The sequence below is a fragment of the Methylobacterium sp. GC_Met_2 genome (assembly GCF_026540795.1).
GTDB lineage: Bacteria > Pseudomonadota > Alphaproteobacteria > Rhizobiales > Beijerinckiaceae > Methylobacterium.
Genome location: NZ_JALNUM010000166.1, coordinates 1 through 10,581, shown reverse-complemented (window position 1 = coordinate 10,581; position 10,581 = coordinate 1). Strand labels below are relative to the sequence as shown.

General features: G+C 64.8%; 11 protein-coding genes. 5 read left to right on the top strand and 6 right to left on the bottom strand.

The annotated features are described in order from the left end of the window. Nucleotides 1-134: 134 nt before the first annotated feature. The 5 genes from OXS49_RS31035 to OXS49_RS31015 all read right to left on the bottom strand — a co-directional run bounded on the left by OXS49_RS31035 (nt 135) and on the right by OXS49_RS31015 (nt 4,498). Entirely contained in the window at nt 135-1,415 is a 1,281-nt protein-coding gene (locus tag OXS49_RS31035; protein WP_243997623.1) for a cation:proton antiporter, read from the bottom strand. 126 nt (nt 1,416-1,541) lie between these two features. After that, nucleotides 1,542-1,946 (bottom strand): acyl-CoA thioesterase, encoded by a 405-nt coding sequence (locus OXS49_RS31030; protein WP_243997625.1) that lies wholly within the window; start codon nt 1,944-1,946, stop codon nt 1,542-1,544. A gap of 20 nt (nt 1,947-1,966) precedes the next feature. Further along, a complete protein-coding gene (locus OXS49_RS31025; RefSeq protein ID WP_267428433.1) occupies nt 1,967-2,641 on the bottom strand; it encodes an HAD family phosphatase in 675 nt (224 codons plus the stop codon). Nucleotides 2,642-2,770: 129 nt separating this feature from the next. Beyond that, nucleotides 2,771-3,241 carry a regulator gene (locus OXS49_RS31020; RefSeq protein WP_267428432.1) on the bottom strand — a complete coding sequence of 157 codons (471 nt, stop codon included), beginning with the start codon at nt 3,239-3,241 and terminating at the stop codon, nt 2,771-2,773. Between the two features lie 78 nt (nt 3,242-3,319). Then, the gene (locus OXS49_RS31015; protein ID WP_243997632.1) at nt 3,320-4,498 is read right to left on the bottom strand and encodes a zinc-dependent alcohol dehydrogenase; all 1,179 of its coding nucleotides are present in this window, start codon (nt 4,496-4,498) and stop codon (nt 3,320-3,322) included. Nucleotides 4,499-4,909: 411 nt separating this feature from the next. Here OXS49_RS31015 and OXS49_RS31010 point away from each other — a divergent pair, with 411 nt between their 5' ends. From OXS49_RS31010 to OXS49_RS30995, 4 genes are all read left to right on the top strand, one after another. After that, on the top strand, nt 4,910-5,257 hold the full coding sequence (locus OXS49_RS31010) for a hypothetical protein (RefSeq protein WP_243997634.1): 348 nt from the start codon (nt 4,910-4,912) through the stop codon (nt 5,255-5,257). A gap of 70 nt (nt 5,258-5,327) precedes the next feature. Continuing rightward, nucleotides 5,328-6,200 carry a PHB depolymerase family esterase gene (locus OXS49_RS31005; protein WP_267428431.1) on the top strand — a complete coding sequence of 291 codons (873 nt, stop codon included), beginning with the start codon at nt 5,328-5,330 and terminating at the stop codon, nt 6,198-6,200. 208 nt (nt 6,201-6,408) lie between these two features. Beyond that, nucleotides 6,409-8,580 (top strand): PAS domain-containing protein, encoded by a 2,172-nt coding sequence (locus tag OXS49_RS31000; protein WP_267428430.1) that lies wholly within the window; start codon nt 6,409-6,411, stop codon nt 8,578-8,580. A gap of 113 nt (nt 8,581-8,693) precedes the next feature. After that, nucleotides 8,694-9,698, top strand: coding sequence for an HWE histidine kinase domain-containing protein (locus tag OXS49_RS30995; protein ID WP_267428429.1), 1,005 nt, complete (start codon nt 8,694-8,696; stop codon nt 9,696-9,698). Nucleotides 9,699-9,829: 131 nt separating this feature from the next. On the opposite strand, the gene OXS49_RS30990 is transcribed toward OXS49_RS30995, so the two are convergent. Further along, nucleotides 9,830-10,042: a DUF2934 domain-containing protein gene (locus OXS49_RS30990; RefSeq protein ID WP_267428428.1), complete on the bottom strand. Its 213-nt coding sequence runs from the start codon at nt 10,040-10,042 to the stop codon at nt 9,830-9,832. A gap of 278 nt (nt 10,043-10,320) precedes the next feature. On the opposite strand from OXS49_RS30990, the gene OXS49_RS30985 reads away from it, so the two are divergent. After that, the coding region (locus OXS49_RS30985) for a transposase (RefSeq protein ID WP_267428426.1) at nt 10,321-10,581 on the top strand (261 nt) is incomplete at its 3' end.

Here is a 10,581-nt window from a genome sequence, read left to right as displayed (position 1 = left end):
AAGATGAAAACGCAAGCCCCGCCAGTCCGTTCAGGCGACGACAGGCCCTAGCCCCGACGCAGCGCGGCCGCGCCGTGCGGCCGTTTGACCTTGGCACACGCGATCTCGGATGGAACACCGCCCGCCATTCACGGTCATACCGTGGGGCTGGGGAGGGTCAGGTCCAGCTGCGCACTCTCTGTGTCCCGTCCCATCCTGCGGTCGAGGGCGCGAAGGACTGGCGTGACGGTAACGCCGTGCAGGAGGATCGAGATGAGCACCGTCAGCCCGGCCGTGGCCCAAAGGAGATCCGTCTCCTCGAAGGCGGCATGACCGGTTGCGAACGCGAGGTAGTAGATCGTCCCCAACCCACGGATACCGAAGAAGCTCACGACGGCACGGTCCTCGGTGGATCGCCCGCTTCCGAGCAGTCCGATCCAACAACACAAGGGTCGCGCGACGAGAAGCGCTAGCAGGGCGAAGGCAACGGCCGGCCAGGTCAAGGCACGGAGCAACCCGCCGCTGACGAGCACCGCCCCGAACCCGATGAGCAGCACCATCATCAGAAGGCGTTCGAGCTCCTCGGCGTAGTCGTGCATCTTGCGATGGTATTCATGGCCGCGACTGGATGAACGCAGCGCAAGAGCGGCTGCGAACACGCCGACGAAACCGTATCCGTCAAGAACCTGGACGCATCCATAGGCGATGCAGGTCACGCCGAGTGCCACGAACCCGTCTCCGGTGCGGGAAAGCTTCGACAAGTTGGGCAGGTGAAACATCAGCCATCCCAACGCTTGGCCGACCGCCGCGCCGAAAACGGCCCCCACGGCGATCTTCCAGAGCACGTCGACCGCAAGCCAATGCGACCACGACAATCCGGCAAGACCGCCACCGGTGAGGCCAATGGCGAGGTTCACGAAGGGAAAGGCCAGGCCGTCGTTGAGTCCTGCCTCCGAGGTCAGGGCGAACCGCGGCTCGTCCTCATGGTCCTCGTCGGGATGACCAACTTGAACGTCGGATGCCAAGACCGGATCCGTCGGAGCCAAGGACGACGCGAGGAGTAGTGCCGACGCGAGACCAAGTCCAAGCAGGGTCGATCCCAGCAAGGTCAAGGCGAGGATCGTCAGCGGCATGCCAATGCCGAGGAGCCGCCACGTCACCGACCAGGTTCGCCATCCAAACAGGCGGTCGATCTTCAGCCCTGCTCCCATCAACGAGATGACGACCACGGCCTCGGTGGCATGCTCGATCAGCTTGGCGTGGGAGCCGGGATGGGGTGTGAGTTCCGCGACCACCGGGATGGTCGACAAGGCCGCGCCGATGCCGACGCAGCAGATGGGAAGCGACAAAGGCAGCGCCCGGAGCACCATCGGCAACCAAGCCGTCAGAAGCACCAGGACACCGAACCCGGCGACGACGAGGACATAGGTTTCCATAACGACTCAAACGATTCCAGAATCGGTTGTTCAACGAAACGACGTGCCCGCGACCATGGCGGCGGCGCTGTATCGCCACACCGGCATCTCTCGAACGAGACCGTCGCGTAAAGGCGGCGGCTGCCTTCAGGTCTCGCCGGTCCGGTCGTCGGTCGGCTGCCGAGGCTTCCCCTCGTCGTCCAAAGCAACGTAGGTGAAGACCCCTTCCGTGACCTTCTCCGGATTGCTCCCGGTACGGTCCCGGACCCAGACTTCGATCCTGACGCCCAACGACGTCTCGCCTTCTTCCTGCAGGACACAGTAGCAACTCACCTCGTCACCGACCGCAATCGGCCGGAGGAAGCGCATCGCATCGATGCTGACGGTTGCCACACGGCCCTTGGTTCGCTGGGCGGCGAAGGTGCCGCCCGCCAGGTCCATCTGCGACACCGTCCAGCCTCCGAAGATGGCGCCGGCGGCGTTCGTGTCGCGCGGCATGGCGATGGTGCGCAGGTGCGGGCCATCGGGGACGCCCGGGAAGGTATCGGTCATGTCGGACGCCCCATCCTTGTTCAGGTCCGCGCCCCGACCAGTGGCGAGGTGTCGTACCGGGCAAGCAGTTCGGCCGGGTCCTTGTAGGTCGCGATGCAGCCGGCCTGCATGAGCTCCTCGGCCGTCCACCCGCCCGTGAGCAGTCCAATCGTGCGGATGCCGGCCTTGCCGGCGGCCTCGGCATCGTAGGGCGTATCGCCGACGACGACGGCATCCTGCGCCGTGACGCCGTCGAGACGCTTCAGCGCGGCCTGGAAGATGTCCGGGTTCGGCTTGCTGTCCTCCGCGTCGTCCGACGACGTCTCAATGCCGATGAGGTCGTCGATGTCGGCGATCTTCTTGTAGGTCTTAAGCTCATCGCCCTTTGCGGAGGAGGCCAGCGCGAGTTGCTTGCCGTCCGCCAGCAGGCGTTCGACGAGCGCACGGACCTGTGGCAGGCCCTCGATGGTCGGCAGGTAGCGCTCCTTCAGGATCCCCGAACGGTGCTCCTCCAGTGCGTCGCCCTTCTCGGCGATCTCCGCCTCCGACAGGAACACCGGCATCAGGAGGTCCCCGCCCTTGCCGATCTGCCTCCGCAGATCCTCGAACCGGATATCGTGACCGAAATCCCGGAAGGCATCCTGCCAGGCACGGGCGTGCTGGGGGACCGAGTCGATCAGGGTGCCATCGACGTCGAAGATCACTGCGGTGGGCATAAGTCGCTTTCTTGTCCGTGTCGGGAGGCGGTGGACATCCGGGAGCCTGCCGTCCTTCGCCTTTTCGAGGCGAAGGACGGCTTACGGCGGGCCTGACGCTGGCTCCGGCCAATGACGTGGCGGCATCGATCAGGCGGGTCGTCCCTCGACCTTGGCGTAGGTCCCGGACGAAATTTGCTCGGCGAGCTCCGCCTTGAAGTCGGCGATGCTGAGGACCTGGACGGGATTGCCCGCGTCGTCGAGGAACTCGTAAAGGGCATCCTCGACGTTTCGGTTGCTGAAGAACACGATAGCGTCCTCGTCACCGCCGCCTTCCATGTGCGGTTCGCCGTCCGCGGGCCCGGAGACGAAACTGCCGGTGGGGCGGGTCTCCTTATGGGTCCCGTCCTCGCGGTAGAACCGAAGCTCACCCTGCATCACGAGCGTCACGTAAGGGCACTTGTGCCGATGGAGCATGACCTTCCGGTTCGACGCGAACTTGAAGACGACGTCGACGATGCGGTTGTCCTCGTCGACCTTGTAGACGAAGAACGCGATGTGCGGAAGCCAATCCAACGTCCGCCAAGTGATGTTGCTGTCATCGAAAACGTAGTTCGACATCCGGTCTCCTCCCTATTGTATTGTTCGTTCGGGGCCGGGCGCGATTGGCGCATGTGCACCGCCCCCGCGGTCTTCAGTTCAGCCGTGCGGCTTGAACACCACCTTGGTGCAGGCGTCCTTCTTGTCCCGGAACATGTCGTACAGGGCCGGGCCGTCCTCCAGGTTCGTGGAGCGGTGGCTGATGATGAAGGAGGGGTCGATGTCGCCGTTCTGGATGCGCTCCATCAGGGGCTTCATGTAGCGGACCATGTGGGTCTGGCCGGTCTTCAGGGTCAGCCCCTTGTTCATCAGGACGCCGAGGGCGACGGGACCGACCGGCCCCGCGAACACGCCGGGCATCGAGACGTTGCCGCCGGGGCGGCAGGCCAGGATCGCTTGGTTGAGGGCGAAGGGACGCTCCAGGCTGACGGTGTGCTCCATGATGGCCGAGGAGACCTTCTGCAGGGTGGTGTCGGCTCCGTGGGACTCCATGCCGACCGCCTCGATGACCGAGTCGGGGCCGAGCCCGTGGGTCATCTCCATCAGGGTGTCCTGCACGTTCTCCGTGGACAGATCGATGGTCTCGGCGCCGGCCTCGCGGGCCAGCGCGAGGCGCTCGGGAACGCTGTCGATGGATATGACGCGCTTGGCGCCCAGCATCAGGCAGCATTTCACCGCGAGAACGCCGACCGGGCCGCAGCCCCAAATCGCCACGGTGTCCTCGGGACCGATGTCGCAGTGCTCGGCTGCCTGGTAGGCGGTCGGGAAGATGTCGCTGAGGAACAGCACCTGCTCGTCGGTGAGCCCCTCGGGGACGACGATGGGGCCGACGTCGGCATAAGGCACCCGCAGGTACTCGGCCTGGCCGCCCGGGATACCGCCGGTGAGGTGCGAGAAGCCGAACAGTCCGGCGAGCGGATAGCCGAAGACCTTGGCCTGCATCGCGCCGTTCGGGTTGGTGCGCTCGCAGCAGCTCCAGTTGCCCCACTTGCACTGGCGGCACTCGCCGCAGCAGATCGTGAAGGGCACCACGATGCGGTCGCCGACCTTGAGCTTCTGATTGTCCCGTCCGACCTCGATGACCTCGCCCATGGTCTCGTGCCCGAGGACGTCGCCGCACTCCATCGTGGGCATGAAGCCACCCATGAGGTGGAGGTCCGAGCCGCAGATCGCGCAGGCGGTTACCTTGATGATGGCGTCACGACCATGCGCGATTTTCGGGTCCGGAACGGTATCGCACGAGATCTTGCCTCGGCCCTGCCAAGTAAGTGCCTTCATTTCAATGATCCCGCTGGAAAATATCGCGCTCGAAATCGCGGGAAAAACCATCCACCGTCGAGCGCTAAGCATGATGACAACCAACTCCCGGGGCTCTTGATCCCGCGAACGTCGATAAGAATTCCTGCGCATGGGATCGACCGGCAACATTTCGGGCCGTTGGCAGCCCGATCACCCATAGGGTTGGCGCCGCGAGCATGTCCCGCCGAGCCATCGCCGATTGGCCGCGCAGACGGGTTGCGACGGCGGCGGTTGGCACGGGGCTGCCCCGCGTTTCGTGCTGCGGCGCAACATTCGGCTCTGGCACAGGTTGGACAAACGCTACCCTCGCATCGCCGCGTGAGGGACAGCATCCCGGTCGTCCGCTCGTCGAGCGTCTCCGGAGGTGCTGCCACCTTCCGGAGAAACACCATGATGCGCTTGGTTGCCGCCGCCGTTCTCGCGACCCTTCCGCTTCCCGCCCTTGCATCGTCCTGCGCCGAGCAGATCGGCACCATCGAGCGTCGCCTCGACAGCGCAGGGGCCGTTCAGGTCTCCGGCCTGATGGAGGGCCACGAGCTACGAACGGGTTCGCCACGGGGCCTGACCACCGTCCGCGACGGCTCCCCGAGCGATCCCGAAACGGTCTCGACCGCCGACCACATCGCCGCCGCGCGGGCCCTCATCGTCCGGGCGTCCGCCGAGGATCGGGGCGGTGACAAGCGCGCCTGCGAGAACACGATGACCGAGGCAAAGGGCATGATCGGCGCCCTGCCGTAGCTCGCGACCCGCATCGTACTGGGCCCTCCCCGAAAGCGACTCGATGACAGAGCGTCCCGAACCCGCGTCGATGGAATCGGCTGAACGGTCCATCGACCGGCCCGGCGCCTTGGCACGTCGGTACGGCAACAGGGCCGGGAGCCGCGCCTACGACCTGTTCGTTCCAGCGGGTTCCGGACGCGGTTCCCGTCCGCTCGTGGTGATGCTCCACGGCTGCTCGCAGACGGCGCGCGACTTCGCCATCGGAACCCGGATGGATCGGCTGGCCGCGGAGCAAGGTGTCATCGTGGCTTATCCCGACCAGCCCCGGTCGGCCAACATGGTCAAGAGCTGGAACTGGTTCAGGGACGGCGACCAGCACCGCGGGCGGGGCGAGCCGTCCATCCTCGCCGGGCTGACCCATCGGATCATGGAGGACTTCGACGTCGACCCGGCAAGGGTCTACGTCGCCGGCCTCTCCTCGGGCGGGGCCGCGGCCGCGGTGATGGGCCAAGCCTACCCGGACATCTATGCCGCCATCGGCATCCATTCCGGCCTGGCCAGCGGGGCCGCTGGGTCGATGGCAGCCGCCTTCTCGACGATGCGTCGGGGCGCCCTGCGCCAACCGAAGCGGACGGTGCACCCGGTCCCGACCATCGTGTTCCACGGGGACCGCGACACCACCGTCGCGTCGATCAACGGGGACCAGGCCATCGCCCAATCGCGACCGGGGACGGAATTGACCGGCACCACCACCGAGGGTCGTTCCGCCGGCGGTATGGCGTTCACGCGAACCGTGCTGGCGGAGGCCCACGGTGCCTGGTCATCCGAGCAATGGGTCCTTCACGGTGCCGGCCATGCCTGGGCCGGCGGCCACCCATCCGGGTCCCACACCGATCCCCAGGGTCCCGATGCGAGCCGGGAGATGCTGCGCTTCTTCATGTCCCATGCGATGGCTGCTTAAAGCTCATCACACGGCACCAAGACCATGATCAAAAGCGGTACCGGCCGTAATACCCGCGGGACCGAACCTGAATCGTCGAGGTGGCCGGCAACCGATGCAATTCTCACCGGTTGGAACGCCTTATGGATAGGTCACTCAAGCCGGTCGGTGCTGCGTTCCGTCACCGTGACGGTGATCGAGCGGCAACAAGTCAGAACCAAAACGCCGCATGAGAGACATCAACCGTCAGACGAATTCGTTGTTTGCCCATCCTGGCGCCGACTCGGTCCGGGGGCTCAATTACCGGTCGCTGTTCGAGGCTGTCCCGGTACCGCTGCTGGTCGTGTCCCCTCCGCACTGGACAGTTGTCGCGGCGAACGATGCCAGGCTTCGTGCGACCGGCACGACGCGGTCCGAGCAGGTCGGACGTCGGCTCTTCGATCTCTTTCCCGACGATCCGGACGACCCCGCCGCCGATGGCGTTCAAAACCTGACCGCCTCTTTCCGACGCGTCCTGAACACCAAATCGCCCGATACGATGGCGGTGCAACGTTACGCCATGCGCGATGCCGAAGGCCGCTTCGAGGAACGATGGTGGAGCCCGGTCAACGTGCCGGTTCTAGGGGCGGACGGCGAGGTAGCCTTCATTCTCCATCTGGTCGAGGAGGTCACCGAGACCGTCCGCCTGCGTGGGAAGGCGGAGGCGATGGACCGGCTGGCCCATGATCAGCAGCGGGTCATCAATCGGCTTATCGCGGCCGAGGCGGAGTTGCGCAGGAGCGAGGAGTTCAGCAGCCGGGTGCTGGCGAGTTCGATCGACTGCATCAAGGTGCTCGACCTGGACGCACGGATCGAGTTCATGACTGAACAGGGCATGTGCGTCATGGAAGTCGATGATTTCGAGGCCATCAGAGGCACTCTTTGGCCCGATCTCTGGACGGATGACGGGCGGGAGAAGGCACTTGCCGCCGTCGCGAGCGTCAACGCCGGCGACGTCGCCCGATTCCAGGGTTTCGCGAGGACGATGAAGGCGGCCCCCCGTTGGTGGGACGTGGTCGTCACGCCGATCAACGGCCCTGATGGAAGACCCGAGAAGATACTGGTGGTCTCGCGGGACCTGACTGCCGCTAAGCGGGCCGAGGACGCGCTGCGGATCAGCGAGGAAAGGCTTCGCGACCTGAACACGACACTGGAGGGCAGGGTGTCGGCGCGCACCGTGGAGCTCGAACAGGCTCAGGACGCCTTGCGTCAGTCGCAGAAGCTGGAGGCCGTCGGACAGTTGACCGGGGGTGTGGCGCACGATTTCAACAACCTGCTCACGGTGATCAAGTCATCTACCGACCTGCTCAAGCGCCCGAATTTGCCGGAGGAACGACGTGCACGCTACGTCGGCGCCATCTCGGATACCGTTGACCGGGCCGCCCGGCTGACGGCGCAACTCCTGGCCTTCGCCCGACGGCAATCGCTCAAGCCGGAGGTCTTCGATGCCGGGGCCAGCGTGAGGGCGATCAGCGGGATGATGTCGACCCTGGCCGGGTCGCACATCGAGGTCGATATCCGACTCCCCGACGCGCCGTTGTTCTTGAACGTCGATCCAAGCCAATTCGACACAGCGTTGGTCAACATCGCGCTCAACGCACGCGATGCGATGGATGGCGAGGGTCGCATCGACATTGTTGTCACAGCCGTCGAGACCATGCCCGCCGTACGCTCCCATGACGCCGTGAACGGAGACTTCGTCGCCGTGTCTATTACGGATACGGGGACCGGCATCCCTTCCGACAGGCTGGACCGGATCTTCGAGCCCTTCTTCACGACGAAAGGCGTCGGGCACGGCACGGGTCTCGGCCTGAGCCAGGTGTTCGGCTTCGCCAAGCAATCGGGGGGCGAGATCACCGTCGAGAGCAAAGTTGGGGAAGGCAGCACCCTCACGTTGTTCCTGCCACGGGCGGACGACGTCGGACGAACCGTCGGCGAGGTCGAGCCCGAGGGGCATCAGGATGGCCAGGGCATCTGCGTCCTTGTGGTGGAGGACAATGCCGAAATCGGCAGCTTCGCCACGCAAAGCCTGGCCGAACTCGGGTTCGTCCCCGTCCTGGCATCCGACGCCGCGGCAGCCCTGGCCGAACTGGCGAAGGACGCATCCCGCTTCGACGTGGTCTTCACCGACGTGATGATGCCGGGCATGGACGGGATCGACCTTGCACACTGCATTCGCCGCGACCACTTCGGTCTACCTGTGCTTCTGACTTCGGGTTACAGCAACGTGCTGGCCAAGAACGGGACCTACGGATTCGAACTTCTCCGCAAGCCTTACTCGGTCGGGGAGCTATCACGCCTCCTCTGCAAGACCGTGGACTTACGGCGGCGTCAGACAGTCAGGGATGGATCCACTTCATAACGCTCACTATCTCGATGACATCGCAAAACGGTCGTGGCGGCGACGATCCGAATGAGGCATCGTCCCATGTGCGGAATACCTGTCTCGGAGGTCCGTCCATCGGAAGGTTTCCAGTGTCCACACAATCCTCGATCCCCCCGCTTTGGACAGCGGAGCAGCTGCGGCTGGCCCTCGATGCCGCGGGCGTGTCGCTCTGGTCGTGGAATGTCGACACTGACGGTTTTGCAATGGACGACCGTGCCTTCGATCTCTGGGGCCTGCCGCCTTGCGCGTCCGTGAAGTTCGAAGATCTATCCTCTCGCATCCATCCGGCCGACCGCGACCGTGTCCGTGCGGCCTTCGCAGCGACCCGGGCGATCCACGGACCCTACGAGATCGACTTCCGCATCCTGGACGGCGGCCTCGTACGATGGATCTCCGCCCGAGGTCAGGGCGACGATAAGGACATCGTCGCTCGGGTGATGTCGGGCATCTTCCTCGATGTCACCGGGCGCAAACAGGCCGAGGAGGGCCACGAGCTCCTCGCCGGCGAGATGAGCCACCGGGTCAAGAACCTCCTCACCATCGCCGCGAGCCTGACCGCCATCACCTCGCGGTCGACCAACACCACGGTCGACATGGCGCGCGAGCTCACCCAGCGCCTGACCGCCCTCGGCCGTGCCCACGACCTGGTTCGCCCGCTTCCGGGCACCGAGGGCAAGGCAGCGCTTCTCGGAGACCTGATCGCGATCCTGCTCAAGCCCTACGACGACATGGGCGCGTTCAGCGGGCGCATCCGCGTCTCCGTACCGAGGATGGGCGTGGGCGAGGCAGCCGCGACTACCCTGGCGCTCGTGGTGCATGAGCTCGCGACCAACTCGCTCAAGTATGGTGCCCTGTCCGTTTCGACGGGCACATTGGACGTGTCGGCGACGGACCGTGATCAGAACCTCGCGCTCGTCTGGACGGAGCGGGGCGGCCCGCCCGTCTCGCCGCCCGCGGGGCCTGGCGGGTGGTACGGAAGCCGTCTCCTCGACAGGGCGATCAGGCAGCAATTGGACGGGTCGGTCGACCGATTCTGGGACGAGGCCGGCGTCGTGGTCAACCTGACCATGAGCAAGGCGCTTCTCGTCCGGTGAGATGACGCCCTCGGCTTTCTCCATCCCCCCGGATCGGATCGGCGGTTTCGGCTCTGCGGGCGTCGATGCCGTTCAGGTCCTGATGCCGAGGTACGCCTCACCCCGTCGCCATTCCAACCGATGTCCGCCAGTCAGTTTCGATGGCCTCGGGCCTGAGTGGGCGGGTAGGCTGAATCACCCTCGGCTGAGATCATTTCCCTTGCGCGCAACCAGTATTGCTCCTCCCGACCCTCAGGACGACCATCCGCCTCCCACATTTCGTGCGCACGATCCCTGATGCGTTTTTCGTTATCTGTCGTATTTTCGTCGCGTTCTTGGCTTACGTTAAAATTTTTTTCGGTCATTTATCTCGCCTATTACTGAGAACATTACGGAAAGAGCTTGTACCAAGCGCGACTGAACTAAGATAGCTCTATAAGGCATTAGGTTTTTGGCCTTGAAAACGTCACGATCGCACGTCGGTAAAGCTTGGCCGTTGCGAATTTCGGCTTTCCGCTAAGCCGGGACGTAGGATATCGCAAAGGTGACGTGACGGACGCCTTAGGGCGTGAACCGCACCAAGCTGTTGCGGGGTTTGCCAATTTGTGATTCCAGGCGGCCGTTTTGCGGCCTGGAGGTGGCGATGGCAGACCTGTTCTGGCTCTCGGACGAGCAGTGGGCGGTGATCGAACCGTTCATGCCCCGGGATCAGCCTGGACCCGAGCGGAAGGACGACCGGCAGATCATCTCCGGCATCCTGTACGTCCTGACATCGGGCTGCCGCTGGCGCGACTGTCCGGCGGAGTATCGGCCGCGCACCACGGTCTACAACCGGTTCAACAGGTGGTCCCGCCGCGGCTTCTGGAAGGCCATGCTGGCGGATCTGGCCAAGGCCGGGTGGGCC